Origin of the sequence: Pseudorhizobium tarimense (assembly GCF_022968135.1) — a bacterium.
GTDB classification, from domain to species: Bacteria; Pseudomonadota; Alphaproteobacteria; order Rhizobiales; family Rhizobiaceae; genus Neorhizobium; species Neorhizobium tarimense.
This window is the reverse complement of record NZ_JALJRA010000014.1, coordinates 43,256-59,221: the sequence shown is the minus strand read 5'-3', so window position 1 is coordinate 59,221 and position 15,966 is coordinate 43,256. Positions and strand designations below refer to the sequence as shown.

The window sequence follows — 15,966 nt, the reverse complement described above, 5'->3', positions numbered from 1 at the left end:
AGGGTTCCGGAGAGTCGAATGTTCCGCAGATTATCCAAGGCGTCAGGATTGGCAACGCCGCAGGCGCACCAACGCACGACACAAACGACCACCAAGACCAGTGAATGGCTTTGCGTCGCAGGCCGTCGATGCTATAGGCCAGCCCATCCATGTCCAAACCGCCGGGAAAGCGCTTCCGGCCAGTGTCCGAAGAGGAATCCATGCAAAAGATCAAGGTAGCCAATCCGGTCGTCGATCTCGACGGCGACGAGATGACCCGCATCATCTGGCAGTTCATCAAGGACAAGCTGATCCTGCCCTACCTCGATCTTGACATCGAGTACTACGACCTCTCGGTCCAGAACCGCGATGCAACGAACGATCAGGTGACGGTCGATGCGGCGCACGCGATCAAGAAGCACGGCGTCGGCATCAAGTGCGCGACGATCACACCGGACGAAGGCCGCGTCGAAGAGTTCGGCCTGAAGCAGATGTGGAAGAGCCCGAACGGCACGATCCGCAACATTCTCGGCGGCGTCATCTTCCGCGAGCCGATCATCTGCAAGAACGTGCCGCGCCTGGTTCCGGGCTGGACGCAGCCGATCGTTGTCGGCCGCCACGCTTTCGGCGACCAATACCGCGCCACCGACTTCAAGTTCCCAGGCAAGGGCAAGCTGACCATCAAGTTCGTTGGTGAAGACGGCCAGGTGATCGAGAAGGAAGTGTTCGACGCTCCTGGCGCCGGCGTTGCCATGGCGATGTACAACCTCGACGAATCGATCCGCGAATTCGCCCGCGCCTCGATGATGTACGGCCTGATGCGCAAGTGGCCGGTCTACCTGTCGACCAAGAACACCATCCTGAAGGCCTATGACGGCCGCTTCAAGGACCTCTTCGAGGAAGTCTACCAGACCGAGTTCAAGGCCAAGTTCGACGAAGCCGGCATCACCTACGAACACCGCCTGATCGACGACATGGTCGCGTCTGCACTGAAGTGGTCCGGCGGCTATGTCTGGGCCTGCAAGAACTATGACGGTGACGTGCAGTCGGATACGGTTGCGCAGGGCTTCGGTTCGCTCGGCCTAATGACTTCCGTGCTGCTGACGCCGGATGGCAAGACTGTCGAAGCGGAAGCCGCCCACGGTACCGTGACGCGTCACTATCGCCAGCACCAGAAGGGCCTCGAGACCTCGACCAACTCGATCGCCTCCATCTTCGCCTGGACCCGTGGTCTTGCCCACCGCGCAAAGCTCGACGACAACGCGGACCTCGCGAAGTTCGCAACGACGCTCGAAAAGGTCTGCGTCGACACGGTCGAAGCCGGCTACATGACCAAGGATCTGGCGCTCCTAATCGGTCCCGACCAGCCGTGGCTCTCCACCACCGCCTTCCTCGACAAGGTGGACGAGAACCTCAAGAAGGCTATGGCTGCCTGAGCAGGCGCTCCATCACACCATAAGCTTGACCGGCGGAAAGTGATTTCCGCCGGTTTTTCTTTGGCACAATAAAGACGACTTGATTCTGCCGAGCGTTTATGTAGAACATAAACAGAACATTAGCGGGAGCGGAATGATGGAAGACCTGATCCTCTACACAAACCCGATGTCGCGCGGGCGGATTGCGCGCTGGATGCTTGAGGAAGTGGGCGTCCCTTACCGGCGAGAAGTGCTCACCTTCGGCGGCACGGTGAAGAGCCCGGACTATCGCCGCACCAACCCGATGGGGAAGGTCCCGACCTTAATTCATGGCCGTAAGATCGTCACCGAATGCGCTGCCGTCTGCGCTTATCTGGCGGACGCGTTTCCGCAAGCCGGGCTTGCGCCACCACCGGCAGAACGCGCGGACTACTACCGCTGGCTCTTCTTTGCTGCTGGTCCGTTGGAGGCAGCCGTTACCAATCGTGCGCTCGGCGTCAAGGTGCCGGAAGACCGGCGGCAAATGGTCGGATATGGCAGCTATGAGAACGTGATGGACACGCTCGAAGCAGCGCTCTCGGGCAAGACCTATATTGCTACCGAGCGGTTCACCGCAGCAGACGTTTATGTCGGCTCACACCTTATGTGGGGCCTGCAGTTCGGCTCGATCGACAAGCGTCCGGCGTTCGAGGCCTATGTGGAACATCTTCACTCACGGCCTGCACATCTGCGCGCGGCCGAGCTTGATGACGCCGATATGCAGGAACTGCAGGCAAGCTAGTGACGGAGAGCGTCAGGCGGCCAGGCCCGGCGCCTCGTAGCCGGTCCGCTCCACGTACTCACGATATCCACCATCATAGCGGTGAACGCCGTCTGCCGAGATCTCCAGCACGCGGTTGGAAAGCTCCGACAGGAAGTGCCGATCGTGGCTGACGAACAGCATCGTCCCTTCGTATTCGGAAAGCGCCTTGATCAGCATTTCCTTCGTGTCGAGGTCGAGGTGGTTGGTCGGCTCGTCGAGAACGAGGAAGTTCGGCGGATCGAAGAGCATGGCGGCCATGACCAGCCGCGCCTTCTCGCCGCCGGACAGGACGCGGCACTTCTTCTCCACGTCGTCACCTGAGAAGCCGAAGCAGCCGGCTAGCGTACGCAGCGTCCCCTGCCCGGCGCGTGGGAATTCCGATTCCAGCCACTCGAACACCGTCTGTTCGCCATCCAGCAGATCCATGGCGTGCTGGGCGAAATAGCCCATCTTGACGCTGGCGCCGATCGCAACCGTGCCCTGATCCGGCTCGGCCGATCCGGCAATCAACTTCAGCAGCGTCGACTTTCCCGCACCGTTCACGCCCATGATGCACCAGCGCTCCTTGCGGCGGATCATGAAATCGAGCCCGTGATAGATCGCCCGGCTGCCATAGGCCTTGTGCACGCCCTTTAGGCTCGCCACGTCCTCGCCGGAACGCGGCGCCGGCTGGAACTCAAAGGCGACCGACTGGCGCCGGCGCGGCGGCTCCACCCGCTCGATCTTGTCGAGCTTCTTGACTCGGCTCTGCACCTGCGCCGCATGGCTGGCGCGCGCCTTGAAGCGCTCGATAAACTTGATCTCCTTGGCAAGCATCGCCTGCTGGCGTTCGAATTGCGCCTGCTGCTGCTTCTCGTTCTGCGCCCGCTGCTGCTCATAGAAGCCGTAATCGCCGGCATAGGAATTGAGCGAGCCGGCGTCGATCTCGATGATCTTGTTGACGATGCGGTTCATGAACTCGCGGTCGTGCGACGTCATCAAAAGCGCGCCGTCGTAGTTCTTCAAAAACTGCTCCAGCCAGATCAGGCTCTCCAGGTCGAGGTGGTTCGACGGTTCGTCGAGCAGCATCACATCCGGGCGCATTAGGAGGATGCGGGCGAGTGCCACGCGCATCTTCCAGCCGCCTGACAGCTTGCCGACATCGCCGTCCATCATTTCTTGGCTGAAGGACAGGCCGGCGAGAACTTCCCGGGCGCGGCTCTCGAGCCCATAGCCATCCAACTCCTCGTAACGCGCCTGCACCTCACCGTAGCGTTCGATGATCTGGTCCATCTCGTCCATGCGGTCGGGATCGACCATGGCGGCCTCCAGCTCCCGCAGTTCGGCGGCGACGCTGCTGACGGGTCCTGCCCCGTTCATCACCTCCGTGACGGCGCTCACCCCGGACATTTCGCCGACGTCCTGGTTGAAGTAGCCGATGGTCACGTTCTTCTCGACGGCCACCTGCCCCTCGTCGGGAGCCTCCTGGCTGGTAATCATGCGAAACAGCGTCGTCTTGCCGGCCCCGTTGGGGCCGACCAAGCCGATCTTTTCGCCACGATTGAGCGCAGCCGACGCCTCAATATACAGGATGCGGTGGCTGTTGGACTTGCTGATGTTTTCGATGCGGATCATGGCGAAGCACTTTGCGAGGTGACAACAAAAAAGCCGGATCGTTGCCGACCCGGCTTCCTTATGTATGCGATATGGAGATTACTCGGCGCTGTCGTCAGCAGCCTTCTTCTTCGGAGCAGCCTTCTTCTTCGGAGCCGGAGCTTCCTCGGAAGCGGCCTCAGCAGCCTCGTCCGTGGCAGCGGCCTTCTTCTTCGGCGCAGCCTTCTTCTTGGCCGGCTTGTCGGCGGCTTCGGCGCCTTCCTCATCCTCGGCAAGAAGCTCTTCCTTGGAGACCTTCTTATCGGTCACGTCGATTTCCGAAAGCAGCTTGTCGACGACCTTCTCTTCGAAGATCGGCGCGCGCAGCGAAGCGGATGCGCCCGGCGTGTTACGGAAGTAGTCGAGGATTTCCTTCTGCTGGCCCGGGAACTGCTGCAGCTGGGCAAAGAGCGCGCGCTGCATTTCGTCCTCCGTCACCTCGACGCCACCCTTCTCGCCGATCTCGGAGAGAACGAGGCCAAGGCGAACGCGACGCTCGGCGAGCTTGCGATATTCTTCGCGCGCTTCTTCCTCGGTCGTGTCTTCGTCTTCGAAGGTCTTTCCGGACTGGGCGAGATCCGTGTTGATCTGGCGCCAGATGTTTTCGAACTCGGCGTCGACCAGGCCCTGCGGCGTGTCGAACTTGTACATTTCGTCGAGCTGATCGAGGATCTGACGCTTGACCTTCTGGCGGGTGACGTTGCCGTACTGGCCTTCGATCTGGCCGCGGACGATCTCCTTCAGCTTGTCGAGGGACTCGATGCCCATCTTGGTGGCGAGTTCGTCGTTCATCTCAAGCTCGACCGGGGCTGCAACTTCCTTGACGGTGACGTCGAAGGTGGCTTCCTTGCCGGCGAGGTTTGCAGCCGGATACTCGGACGGGAAGGTAACGGTGATGGTCTTTTCGTCGCCAGCCTTCACGCCGACCAGCTGGTCTTCGAAGCCGGGGATGAAGCGGCCGGAGCCGAGAACCAGTTCGGCGTCTTCGGCAGCACCGCCATCAAAGGCTTCGCCATCGACCTTGCCGAGATAGTTCATGGTGACGCGATCGCCGTCGGCGGCCTTGCCATTCTTGGTTTCAAAGGTGCGGGCGCTTTCGGCGATCTTGAGGATCTGCTCGTTAACCTCGTCGTCAGAAACCTCGACCACTTCGCGAACGACCTTGATGCCGTCGGTGGACTTCAGATCAATCGGGGGAATCACTTCATAAGCGAGCGTGAATTCGAAATCCGCCTGTGCCGCCAGGATCTTTTCGGCTTCTGCTTCGTCTTCCGTCATCGTGATGGCGGGCTGGGTGGCCGACTTTTCGCCGCGCTCGGACAGGATCTGCGTGGGGCGATCGCGCACGATCTCGTTGACGATCTCCGCCATGATCGACTTGCCGTACATCTTCTTCAGATGCGAGACCGGCACCTTGCCGGGGCGGAAGCCATTGATGCGCACCTTGTCTTTGGCATCGGCCAGGCGCTCGTTCATCCGAGCTTCCATGTCCTTGGCCGGGATGACGACCTTGATTTCGCGCTTCAGCCCTTCAGCGAGCGTTTCGGTAACCTGCATTTTAAAACCTTCATATCGTGGCGGCGGTGCTCAGACAGCCGTTGGTTTTCGATGAGCACGACGCCGGAACCTGAGTGACCGGCCGCGACTTCTGGAACGCTGATCTCTAGCCGATGACGGCTCCCGATCCTGCTCCGGCGGCTCTGGTGCGGGTAGAGAGACTTGAACTCCCACGCCTTGCGGCACCAGAACCTAAATCTGGCGTGTCTACCAATTTCACCATACCCGCGCTCCAGCCGCGCAATCCCCGCAAGGGGCTTCGGAGCGCGCGTCTCTATATCACCCGTTTTTTCCGGCGCAAAGGGAAAATGACGGCATTGCGACGCTCCTGGCAGCCGCCGGCGAAGTGGCACCAGCTATGGGTCGGCGCCTCGCGCTTAAGCATCTGTTTACCATCTTTACATAAGATAAATCTAATCATCACGCGGAACAATCCTGATGGTGTCGTGTTCGTGATGCGAATCGAGATCGGTCCTGGGCTCCTCCCACATCAGGACCGAGACGAGACGGCGACCTCCTCCCCTTTCGCCGATCTCACCAAATGACGCCTGCCGGTCCCCTCCCCGGCAGGCGTTGTTTTATTCTATCAGCCAAGCCAAGCGCGCGATTCTTAATCATTCGTTGATGCCCATGGCCTCTCGGGATGCGCGGGATGCATAGGTGGCATACGACATTGGCTCTGTTACCATTTCGCAGCGCAGCATAAATTAGATCCATTGAATTTGACGCGGCGCTGCGGGGCGCCGAAGACGCGAACCGAAGGGGTATGACCATGAACATCGCACGCAAGCTCAACAACTGGCGCAAGTACCGCGAGACGGTAACCGAATTGCACCGCATGAGTGACCGCGAACTCCACGATCTCGGCATCGGCCGCAGCGACATCCGCCGCGTAGCGCGGACCGCCGTCGGCTTCTGATCGCCGGCAGCCCACTCTTGAAAAAACGCTCGCTTCGCGAGCGTTTTTTTATGCCCAGGTCTCAGGCGAGTGGCTTGCCGGATTTTGCGGCAACGCCTGCTTCTTCATCAACCATCTGCACAAACGCATGGCAGTCGCATATTTTTTGCACTGCACATTGTAATTATCCGCGCGTATAACTTCAGCGTTGCCGGTTTTCGAGGACCGGCCCGAACGTTTGAGGACACTACCATGAACCCGCTTCGCCTTGCCAAGAACTGGCTCAGCTATCGCCGTACGGTCAACGAGCTTGGCAGCCTGTCGACACAGGCTCTCAATGACATCGGCCTGACGCGCTACGACATCCGCCACGTCGCTTCCCGCTCCTTCCGCTAATCCGCTTTCAGCGGCTGGCGTCGGGCGGACCGACATGCTTATGGGGCACCCTCTCGGGTGCCTTTTTGATTCCGGTCCGTCTTCAGGCGTGTTAAGAGCGCGCGCATGACTGACAAACATCAACCTATTCACATCATCGGCGGCGGGCTTGCAGGCTCGGAAGCCGCCTGGCAGATCGCCAATGCGGGCGTGCCCGTGATCCTTCACGAGATGCGCGGCGTGCGCGGCACGGACGCCCACAAGACTGAGGGGCTTGCCGAACTCGTCTGCTCCAATTCCTTCCGCTCCGATGATGCAACCTCCAATGCGGTTGGCGTAATCCACGCCGAGATGCGGCTTGCCGGCTCGCTGATCATGGCCTGCGCCGACCGCAACCAGGTTCCCGCCGGCGGCGCGCTGGCGGTCGACCGAGACGGTTTTTCGGACGCAGTGACGGAAGCGATTTCGGGGCACCCGCTGATCACCGTGGTCCGCGAAGAGGTTTCGGGACTTCCTCCAAAGGAATGGGACCTCGCGGTAATCTCCACCGGCCCCCTCACCTCGCCGTCGCTCGCCGCAGCCATACAAGGCGAAACCGGCGAAGATTCGCTTGCTTTCTTTGATGCGATCGCGCCGATCGTCTACCGCGACACCATCAACATGGACATCTGCTGGTACCAGTCGCGCTACGACAAGGTCGGTCCCGGCGGCACGGGCAAGGATTACATCAACTGTCCGATGGACGAGGCGCAGTACAATGCGTTCGTTGATGCACTGATCGCCGGTGACACGGTGGGTTTCAAGGAGTGGGAAGGCACGCCCTATTTCGACGGCTGCCTGCCCATCGAGGTCATGGCGGAGCGCGGGCGCGAAACGCTGCGCCACGGTCCGATGAAGCCGATGGGGCTGACGAACGCACACAACCCGACAGTGAAGCCCTATGCCGTAGTGCAGCTGCGTCAGGACAATGCGCTCGGCACCCTCTACAACATGGTCGGTTTCCAGACGAAGCTGAAATACGGCGCGCAGGCGGAAATCTTCCGCATGATACCCGGGCTGGAGAATGCCGAGTTCGCTCGCCTCGGCGGATTGCATCGCAATACCTACATCAACTCGCCCACGCTGCTCGACAAGACCTTGACGCTCAAGAGCCGGCCAGGTCTTCGCTTCGCCGGACAGATCACCGGGTGCGAAGGTTATGTCGAGAGCGCCGCGATCGGGTTGCTGGCCGGACGCTTTGCGGCCGCAGAACGCAAGGGCGAACATCTGCCCCCGCCGCCGCCGACGACTGCCTTTGGCTCGTTGCTTGGCCACATCACCGGCGGGCATCTGGTTTTCGAAGACGAGCCGGGCAAACGGTCGTTCCAGCCAATGAACATCAATTTCGGACTTTTCCCGGAACTGGAGCCGGGGTCCATCACCAAGCCCGAAGGCGTCAAGCGCTTCCGCGGCAAGGACAAGGCGATCATGAAAAAGCAGTTGATGTCGGCGCGCGCGCTTCGCGATTGCGCCGCATGGCTCGGGGCTAGCGGTAGCGTTCCTCAGACGGAGCCTTCGCGCGCCGCGTCCTTATCGGCCGTCGCAACGTAGTTTCCGAGAAGCCAGAGCGACACCTCGGCGGCGTCGGCTTCCGACTTGAAGACGAACTCGCCGTTGTTCTTTGGCGTATCGAGAAATTCAGCGGAGAAGCCCTTGGCGTCCGGCAGACCGTTCACGCGAACACGACCCGGCTTGATTAGATGGCAGCTGTAGTGCTTGGCATGGCTGCGCATGATCCCGGTCTTGCCGTCGTGCAGGCGAAGAAATACGCTCTTTCCGTCGGCTGTTGGATGCAATTCGCGAATCGCCTCTCGCGGGAAAGCCTTGCCGAACTGGAGGATGGCGAAACCGATATCTTCCATATCACCTTCGCCGTCCTCCTGCCGCCTCGCCATACGCACCGCATAGAAGGCGAGAAGAATGACCAGCACGAAGATGATGGACCAGGCAATCACGGGGCTCACGCCGCTCTCCTTCAATCGATTCCGACATCGGCAGCCTAGCGCGGCGGACTTGCGCGAAGATGGGCGCTCAGAAGCGCTGGAAGAGCTGAGCTCTCGCCAACCTCAACTGCCGTCGCCACTGTGGCTGCTGGATGTCATGATCCAGAATGGCCGCCTTTTCTCGCAGCGCACGCCGAAGCACGGGCTCGGCAAGCGCAACCGGTAAGAAAGCCGCAAATACGGGCTTGCTCGGTCCATCCGCAGCCCGTGCCTTCGCCAGATGCTCCAGCCCTAGCCCCGCAAACGCCTCGATGGCGGCAGAGACCTTACCCTTGTCGTCGCTCCTCAGGAACGCGTCCCTATCGAGACCAGTTGCGGCGAGAATATCAAGCGGGATGTAGAGCTGTCCGCGCCGCCGATGGAGCGGCATCAGCAAGAGGAGCCCGGCGACCGCCTGGGCCACACCTGCATGGCCTGCAGCTTCGGCAGAGCCGGCAGCCTCCTCTGCTGAGAGAATCAGGCTCGCCAGCTGTATCAGGGCCGAGGCCGTCTCCCCTGCGTAGCCCTCCAGTTCGTTGCGATCGTCAAGCGGGTCGTCATAAAGGTCGCCGATCCGCGCTTCGATCATCGCCAGCAGGCTTTCGCGCGGCAGTCGGTAGGCGTCAACGGTTTTCAACAACGCAGCGGCAACGGGGTTGCCGCCCGTGTCGCCATGCGCCGTGCCTTCCAGCAGATCCCGCCACCACTGCAGACGGATTTCGCCGGGGAGCGGCTCGCGCACCACGTCGCGCACGCGGGCAATCTCTGCGTTGAAGGCATAGAGAGCCGCAATTGCAGGCCGCTTGTCGATTGGGGAAAGCAGGCAGGCAAGATAGCGGTCGCGGTCGGTTTCCCGTAGCGTCGCCAGCACGATGTCCTGATCGTCCGCCACCAGCGCTTACACCGCGATCAGGGCGGCCGCGACCGCACGTGATTCCGACAGCATGACGTTGTAGGTGCGGACTGCGGCACCTGTGCTCATTGGATCGGAAGAAATGCCGCGCGCCTTGAGCGCCGCCTTGAGCGCCTGCGGCAGCGGCCGGATTTCCGGGCCCGTGCCCACCAGCAGCACCTCGATCCCGTCCGCTTCGTCCAGTACCATCGAGAGGGCTTCAACCGTCAGGGCACCTCCCTCGGGATAGTTCCAGCCGTGAATGCCGGAAGGGAGGCAAAGCAGAGAGCCGCGGTGCGACATGTCGGCAAAGCGGAAACCGCCATTGCCATAGGCATCGATCGGCGCACGCCCCGGAAAGTGAGCATCGCGGATTTCAATTCCTCTCGGCATCTATCGCTGCCTCCCGATTGCGGTTTGAAGACCGGAGGCTGTCGGCGTCGATGACGCCGCCGCTCACGATTTGGCGACCGCGGTCTCCGTCTTCACCGGCTCGCCCTTGACGCGCACCTCAGCAACGTAGGTACGCATGGCGCGGACCTTCACCCCTTCGGCGATCTCGACTTCCACTTCGTTGTCGTCGATCACTTTGGTCACCTTGCCGGTGATACCGCCACCAAGCACGACGTTATCGCCGCGACGGATGTTCGACAGCATCTCCTGGCGCTTCTTCATCTGGGTGCGCTGCGGACGGATCAGGAAGAAGTACCAGACCACCATCAACGGCGCGAAGAGAAAAAGCATCTCGAGGCCGCTACCGAGCGCAGAGGGGGCGGCGCCTTCAGCCTGGGCGAATGCTTCAGTGATGAACATCAGGGAACTCCTCGATTGGCAGGAGCCTCCGAGCCCCCATTTGCAAGTGGCCGGAATATAATTCCGATCCCTTCGAATGCAACAAAAACAGGCGCCGCCCCCGTACCGAATCCCCAGGGGCGAGGCTTTTGCAGGGGAAAACCCCATGCTAGCGCCTTCGGACCGCTGAATGGCGCGGAAAAGAGATCGAAAACGCGGGAGACATTATGGCCGGAGAGTTCGACGATCGCCTGCTGATCGAGGTTCGGCGCCTCGCCGATGCGCTGGAGCGGCTGGCGGGACTGCCGCCTGCCCGCAACGACTGGACCGCTGCCGACTGCTTCGTCTGGGTTCCAGCGAATCTGCGCCTGCAGCCCGTGCCGCGGCCGAACCGGGTGGCGCTGTCCCTCATCCGCGGCGTCGACCACGTTCGCGACATCCTGCATGAGAATACGCTGCGCTTCGCGGAAGGCTTCCCCGCCAACAACGTGCTCCTTTGGGGTGCGCGCGGCATGGGGAAATCCTCGCTCGTGAAGGCAGTACATGAGGATGTCCGAGCCGCCACACGCTCTGAACTGAAACTCGTGGAGGTTCATCGGGAGGACATCGCTTCGCTGCCAGCACTCCTCGACATCCTGAAGAGCTCAGGGTTGCGTGTCATCGTCTTCTGCGACGACCTGTCGTTCGACCATGACGACACGGCCTATAAGTCGCTGAAGGCGGCGCTGGATGGCGGGATAGAGGGGCGGCCGGAGAACGTCTTGTTCTATGCGACCTCCAACCGGCGCCACCTCCTGCCGCGCAACATGATGGAGAACGAACAGTCTACTGCGATCAATCCGTCAGAGGCCGTTGAGGAGAAGGTCTCGCTGTCGGACCGCTTCGGCCTCTGGCTCGGCTTCCACAAATGCAGTCAGGACGACTACCTGACGATGATCGACGGCTATGCCGCCTATTTCCAGCTCCCGATCGCGCCGGACGTCCTGCACCACGAGGCGCTGGAATGGGCAACGACGCGCGGCGGGCGGTCCGGTCGCGTCGCCTGGCAATACATACAGGATCTCGCGGGTCGGCTCCGCGTGCCGCTTGAGCGGAAATAACGAAAAGCCCGGTCGAGCCGGGCTTTTCCTCCTTCCCTGATACGCAAGACTATTCCAGGAAAGTGATCGGGTTGACCGGGGTTGCGTCCTTGCGCACCTCGAAATGGACCTGCGGGCGCTTGGCATCGCCGCTCATGCCGGAGGTGGCAACCGTCTGGCCACGGGTGACCTTCTGGCCGCGCGATACGTTCAGCGAGCCCGCGTGGCCGTAGACGGTGACCTTTCCGTCGTCGTGGCGGACGAGCACGGTGTTGCCGAGCTGCTTCAGGCCATTGCCCGCGTAGATAACGACGCCGTTCTCGGCAGCCTTAATCGGCGTGCCTTCCGGAACGGAGATGTTGATGCCGTCGTTGCGGCTGCCTTCAACATTCTGACCGAAGCCGGCAATCACTGCACCGTTGACGGGCCAGCGATACTTGCCGATGCCTGTCGATTGCGGCGCCGCAGCGCCATCATCTGACTTCAGCGAAGCTTCCGAGATAGAAGCCGTTTCGGTCGTCTTTGCCGGCGCTGCGGCCTGCACCTGGGCGGTGGGGGCTGCAGGAGCCGTCGGGGCAGACGCGGTCTGTTCCGGCTGCGGCTGTTCCTTCTTCGGTACCGAGGCCGTCTGCACGGGGTCTGCCACAGCAGGTGCAGCCGAGCCGGAGAGCTTCAGCACCTGACCGATCCGGATGTTCTCCGTCGACAGCCCGTTGGCAGCCTTCAACTCGTCGACCGACACGCCGTTGGCGCGGGCGATCTTCGTCAGCGTATCGCCCGGCTTTACCGTATAGGTGCCACCAGCGCCTGCCGGCGGCGTGAGCTTTGCGGGCTCGGCCATGCCTTTGTCCCGGGCGCTGCCCGGCAGAACGGCGACCTTCTGCTCCTGCTGCTGCACCGGTGCGGGTGCTTTGTCCTGCAGGTCGATCTCGCCGGCTGCGACCTTTGCCGAGTTGCTGGCCGGACCGAAGGTCGGAATGATGACGGACTGGCCGGGCAGAAGACGACCGTTGTTGGCCTTCAGGATTTCCCTTTCCGGCACGCCATAGCGGCGCGACAGCGTCTCGGCCGACTCGCCCGCCTTCAGCGTGACGCGCGGAGCGTTGACGGTCGACCAACCGGCCGATGTCTTGACGGTGCCGGTCGTGATATTGTCCGCTTCCTTGGCGCGGGCGGGAGCCGCAGACGGCGCAACAGGCTGGCTCGACGGGAAAGGCTGCGCCATCGCCTGCTGGCGAGTGCCGAAGTCCTGGCTCGCAGGCGCCGCTGCAGCACCTCCCGGAGGCGCCAGCTCGACGCGCTGTACCGCGGCCGGAGCTGCGGCGGAACGCGCCGGAGAAGCAACCGAGGCGTAACCGCTATTGGCGGGATAGGCCTGTCCTGCTGAAGGTGCGACAGTGCCGTATCCGGCAGAAGGAGCTGTCGCCATACCGCCGCCGAGATCACCGCGGGGCGTCGGCGCCTGGCCGTAGGCGCCCGAACCCTGCCGCTGCGGGATCGATGCGGTGGTCAGCGAATCGGTATCGGAGAAGAGCCCCGAGAAACGGGTGGCATCGGAGCTGCACCCGGTGGCAGCACTGGCAAGCAGCAGCGCGCCTGCGATACGCAGCATGGATTTCCGGGTAACAAGTGAACTCGTGATACGCATGACTCGACCTAACGTAACGCAACCATCGTTGGAGATGATTAAAGCGCGTTAGTCTTACTGGCCGGTTAAGGGGCCACCAATGAATTTGATTTTTTGCTAAATTGGTAACCATGGCGCAGTGGCGCGCAGCCTGCGTCAAAGAGCTGCCGCAATGTGAGGGGTGAGCGGCAGGTAGGGAACCGGGAAAAGGTCCTCGCGCTCGAAGCGACTTCCGGTCTTGCTCAGACGCACCATCAGGCACGTCCCGTTCTCGAGCATCAAGGGTGCGATCATCATCCCACCAGAGACGAGCTGCTCGGCATAGAAGCGCGGCACAGACGTGAAGGCGCCGGTGACGAGAATGCGGTCGAATGTACCCTCGCCCGGCATGCCGTTGATGCCGTCGGCCTGGCGCACCACGACGTTTCGCATGCTGAGCTTGTCCAGCCTGCCTTGGGCGCCGGTCACCAGCGTGCGGTAGCGGTCAATGGTCAGCACCCGCTCGGCAAGCCGCCCGAGGACGGCGCTGGTGAAGCCGCTTCCCGTGCCGATCTCCAGCACCCGTTGTCCCAGCTTGACCTGAAGACGGCTCAGCAAGCGAACAGCCAGATCGGCGCCCTCCATGAAGGCGCCGCAGTCGATTGGGATCGTGCGGCTGGAATAGGCGTCTTCCGCTGCAGAGGCCGGCACGAAGAGCGAGCGCGGCGTCTGCTCGACAGCCGTCAAAAGGTCAAGATCGGAGATCCCCTCCGAGCGCAGGCGCAGCACGAGGGCAGCAAATCCTTCCTTCTCGGCCATGCCGGACTTCAATCCGCAACTCCGAATCCAAGTGCATCCGCTACACGATCCTGCACCGAATAATCCGTCAGATCCAGCTTCAGCGGCGTGACAGAGATCTTGTTGTGCTTGAGCGCGTGGATGTCGGTACCATCGCGGAAGTGGCCGAGGCGTTCACCGAAGCGGAGCCAGTAGTAAGGCAGACCTCGGCCATCGCGGCGGGCGTCGATCGTAAGACCAAAGTCGAGCTTGCCCTGGGAGGTCACCTGAACGCCCTGCACATCCTTCGGTTCGCACTTTGGGAAGTTCAGGTTGAGGAAGGTTGCGTCTGGCAGCTCCACCTTGCTGAGCTTGCGGATGAGATCCGGCGCGTAGCTTTCCGCCACCTCCCACGGCACGAGCTTGCCGCCTTCGCCATCGTAGTTGTAGGCCTGGCTCAGCGCGAAGGAGCGGATGCCCTGCAGGGTGCCTTCGATGGCGCCGGCAATTGTCCCGGAATAGGTAACGTCGTCTGCCATGTTGGCGCCAGCGTTGACGCCGGAAAGGATGAGATGCGGCTTCTCCGGCATCACTTCGCGCACGCCCATGATGACACAATCGGTCGGCGTGCCGCGAAGCGCGAAGTGCTGCTCTGCCACCTTACGTAGCCGCAGCGGCTCTGACAGCGTCAGCGAGTGGGCGAGACCACTCTGGTCAGTCTCGGGTGCAACGATCCAAACGTCGTCGGAGAGCTGGCGCGCAATCCGCTCGAGAGCTGCGAGCCCTTCTGCATGGATGCCATCATCATTGGTGAGCAGGATCCGCATCAGGTAGCCGGCTCGATCTTCTTCAGTCCACCCATGTAAGGCAGGAGCACGTCCGGGATCGTGATCGAGCCATCCTCGTTCAGGTAGTTCTCCATCACTGCGATGAGGCAGCGGCCGACGGCGGTTCCGGAGCCGTTCAGCGTGTGGACGAATTTCAGCGCCTTCTCGTCCTTGCCGCGATAGCGGGCGTTCATGCGCCGCGCCTGGAAATCGCCGCAGACCGAACAGGAGGAAATTTCTCGATAGGTGTCCTGGCCCGGCAGCCAGACCTCGATGTCGTAGGTCTTGCGGGCGCCGAACCCCATGTCGCCGGTGCAGAGCGTCACGGTGCGGAAATGCAGGCCGAGGCGTTTCAGGATCGTCTCTGCGCATTCCGTCATCCGCTCATGCTCGGCAACCGAGCTTTCTGCATCGGTGATCGAAACGAGTTCGCACTTCCAGAACTGGTGCTGGCGCAGCATGCCGCGCGTGTCGCGGCCTGCCGATCCGGCTTCCGACCGGAAGGAAGGCGTCAGGGCCGTGAAGCGGAGCGGCAGCTTGTCCTGTTCCAGCGTTTCGGCCGAAACGAGGTTTGTCAGCGTCACCTCGGCGGTTGGGATGAGCCAGCGGCCGTCCGTCGTCTTGAACAGGTCCTCCACAAACTTGGGCAATTGCCCCGTCCCGTACATGGCCTGGTCGCGCACCATCAGAGGCGAGGAGACCTCGGTATAGCCGTGCTCCATCGTGTGCGTGTCGAGCATAAACTGGCCGAGCGCCCGCTCCAGCCTTGCGAGCGGACCGGTAAGGACCGTGAAGCGTGATCCTGACAGTTTGGCGGCGCGCTCGAAATCCATGTAGCCGAGGGCTTCGCCGATCTCGAAATGCTCCTTGGCAGGATGGTTCCAGACCGGCTTCTGACCGACTACATGCTTGACGACATTGTCGCTCTCGTCGCGACCGACCGGCACGTCATCGTACGGAATGTTGGGGACGCGGGAGAGCGCGTCTTCGAGTGCGGCAACCGCCTCGCGCTCCTCCTGCTCCGCAGCCGGCATGGTGTCCTTGATCTCGGACACCTCAGCCTTGAGCCTTTCGGCAAGCTCCGTGTTCTTCTGCCCCATTGCAGCGCCGATCTCCTTGGAGGCGGCATTACGGCGCGACTGCATATCCTGGAGCTTCTGGATGACCGCGCGACGCATGTCGTCGAGCTCGATCAGCGTCTGAGAGAGGGGCTCGGCACCCCGTTTCTTCAGCGCTTCGTCGAGAACGTCCGGATTGTCGCGGATCCACTTGATATCGAGCATCGTTCCTGGCCTTTCGAGCGGAACGCCACCT

Annotated in this window: 16 protein-coding genes and 1 tRNA gene; 6 read left to right on the top strand and 11 right to left on the bottom strand. The window is 61.9% G+C overall.

The window, feature by feature from the left end; translation table 11 throughout:
• The first annotated feature begins 200 nt into the window (after nucleotides 1-200).
• Together MUU54_RS17175 and MUU54_RS17170 are read left to right on the top strand one after the other, a co-directional pair.
• The gene (locus tag MUU54_RS17175; RefSeq protein ID WP_247245244.1) at nucleotides 201-1,415 is read left to right on the top strand and encodes an NADP-dependent isocitrate dehydrogenase; all 1,215 of its coding nucleotides are present in this window, start codon (nucleotides 201-203) and stop codon (nucleotides 1,413-1,415) included.
• 133 nt (nucleotides 1,416-1,548) lie between these two features.
• A complete protein-coding gene (locus tag MUU54_RS17170) occupies nucleotides 1,549-2,175 on the top strand; it encodes a glutathione S-transferase family protein (RefSeq protein ID WP_247245243.1) in 627 nt (208 codons plus the stop codon).
• A gap of 12 nt (nucleotides 2,176-2,187) precedes the next feature.
• Here MUU54_RS17170 and MUU54_RS17165 read toward each other — a convergent pair whose 3' ends face one another.
• The 3 genes from MUU54_RS17165 to MUU54_RS17155 form a co-directional block, all read right to left on the bottom strand.
• Nucleotides 2,188-3,810: an ABC-F family ATP-binding cassette domain-containing protein gene (locus MUU54_RS17165; RefSeq protein WP_247245242.1), complete on the bottom strand. Its 1,623-nt coding sequence runs from the start codon at nucleotides 3,808-3,810 to the stop codon at nucleotides 2,188-2,190.
• A gap of 78 nt (nucleotides 3,811-3,888) precedes the next feature.
• Nucleotides 3,889-5,385 (bottom strand): trigger factor, encoded by a 1,497-nt coding sequence (gene tig / locus MUU54_RS17160; protein ID WP_247245241.1) that lies wholly within the window; start codon nucleotides 5,383-5,385, stop codon nucleotides 3,889-3,891.
• A 144-nt stretch (nucleotides 5,386-5,529) separates the two neighbouring features.
• Nucleotides 5,530-5,614: transfer RNA gene (locus MUU54_RS17155), tRNA-Leu, on the bottom strand.
• A 543-nt stretch (nucleotides 5,615-6,157) separates the two neighbouring features.
• Between MUU54_RS17155 and MUU54_RS17150 the strand changes: the two genes are divergently transcribed.
• The 3 genes from MUU54_RS17150 to trmFO all read left to right on the top strand — a co-directional run bounded on the left by MUU54_RS17150 (nucleotide 6,158) and on the right by trmFO (nucleotide 8,248).
• Nucleotides 6,158-6,304: a DUF1127 domain-containing protein gene (locus tag MUU54_RS17150; protein WP_239999951.1), complete on the top strand. Its 147-nt coding sequence runs from the start codon at nucleotides 6,158-6,160 to the stop codon at nucleotides 6,302-6,304.
• 231 nt (nucleotides 6,305-6,535) lie between these two features.
• Nucleotides 6,536-6,679, top strand: a complete 144-nt coding sequence (locus tag MUU54_RS17145; protein ID WP_239999950.1) for a DUF1127 domain-containing protein — start codon at nucleotides 6,536-6,538, stop codon at nucleotides 6,677-6,679.
• Nucleotides 6,680-6,784: 105 nt separating this feature from the next.
• On the top strand, nucleotides 6,785-8,248 hold the full coding sequence (trmFO, locus tag MUU54_RS17140) for a methylenetetrahydrofolate--tRNA-(uracil(54)-C(5))-methyltransferase (FADH(2)-oxidizing) TrmFO (protein ID WP_247245240.1): 1,464 nt from the start codon (nucleotides 6,785-6,787) through the stop codon (nucleotides 8,246-8,248).
• On the opposite strand, the gene MUU54_RS17135 is transcribed toward trmFO, so the two are convergent.
• The 4 genes from MUU54_RS17135 to yajC all read right to left on the bottom strand — a co-directional run bounded on the left by MUU54_RS17135 (nucleotide 8,200) and on the right by yajC (nucleotide 10,384).
• Nucleotides 8,200-8,592, bottom strand: coding sequence for a hypothetical protein (locus tag MUU54_RS17135; protein ID WP_247245339.1), 393 nt, complete (start codon nucleotides 8,590-8,592; stop codon nucleotides 8,200-8,202). The genes trmFO and MUU54_RS17135 overlap by 49 nt on opposite strands.
• A gap of 136 nt (nucleotides 8,593-8,728) precedes the next feature.
• A complete protein-coding gene (locus tag MUU54_RS17130; RefSeq protein ID WP_247245239.1) occupies nucleotides 8,729-9,571 on the bottom strand; it encodes a phytoene/squalene synthase family protein in 843 nt (280 codons plus the stop codon).
• A gap of 6 nt (nucleotides 9,572-9,577) precedes the next feature.
• Nucleotides 9,578-9,964: an Mth938-like domain-containing protein gene (locus tag MUU54_RS17125; protein ID WP_247245238.1), complete on the bottom strand. Its 387-nt coding sequence runs from the start codon at nucleotides 9,962-9,964 to the stop codon at nucleotides 9,578-9,580.
• A 63-nt stretch (nucleotides 9,965-10,027) separates the two neighbouring features.
• On the bottom strand, nucleotides 10,028-10,384 hold the full coding sequence (yajC, locus tag MUU54_RS17120) for a preprotein translocase subunit YajC (RefSeq protein WP_247245237.1): 357 nt from the start codon (nucleotides 10,382-10,384) through the stop codon (nucleotides 10,028-10,030).
• Between the two features lie 206 nt (nucleotides 10,385-10,590).
• On the opposite strand from yajC, the gene MUU54_RS17115 reads away from it, so the two are divergent.
• Nucleotides 10,591-11,463: an ATP-binding protein gene (locus MUU54_RS17115; protein WP_247245236.1), complete on the top strand. Its 873-nt coding sequence runs from the start codon at nucleotides 10,591-10,593 to the stop codon at nucleotides 11,461-11,463.
• A 49-nt stretch (nucleotides 11,464-11,512) separates the two neighbouring features.
• Here the strand turns inward: MUU54_RS17115 and MUU54_RS17110 are convergent, their stop codons facing one another.
• The 4 genes from MUU54_RS17110 to serS all read right to left on the bottom strand — a co-directional run bounded on the left by MUU54_RS17110 (nucleotide 11,513) and on the right by serS (nucleotide 15,935).
• On the bottom strand, nucleotides 11,513-13,090 hold the full coding sequence (locus MUU54_RS17110; protein ID WP_376742141.1) for a peptidoglycan DD-metalloendopeptidase family protein: 1,578 nt from the start codon (nucleotides 13,088-13,090) through the stop codon (nucleotides 11,513-11,515).
• Nucleotides 13,091-13,225: 135 nt separating this feature from the next.
• Nucleotides 13,226-13,879: a protein-L-isoaspartate(D-aspartate) O-methyltransferase gene (locus MUU54_RS17105; RefSeq protein ID WP_247245234.1), complete on the bottom strand. Its 654-nt coding sequence runs from the start codon at nucleotides 13,877-13,879 to the stop codon at nucleotides 13,226-13,228.
• Nucleotides 13,876-14,652 carry a 5'/3'-nucleotidase SurE gene (gene surE, locus MUU54_RS17100; protein WP_247245233.1) on the bottom strand — a complete coding sequence of 259 codons (777 nt, stop codon included), beginning with the start codon at nucleotides 14,650-14,652 and terminating at the stop codon, nucleotides 13,876-13,878. Before surE ends, MUU54_RS17105 begins: the two co-directional genes overlap by 4 nt.
• Nucleotides 14,652-15,935, bottom strand: a complete 1,284-nt coding sequence (serS, locus tag MUU54_RS17095; RefSeq protein ID WP_247245232.1) for a serine--tRNA ligase — start codon at nucleotides 15,933-15,935, stop codon at nucleotides 14,652-14,654. The genes surE and serS overlap by 1 nt, the downstream gene beginning before the upstream one ends.
• Between the last annotated feature and the right edge of the window lie 31 nt (nucleotides 15,936-15,966).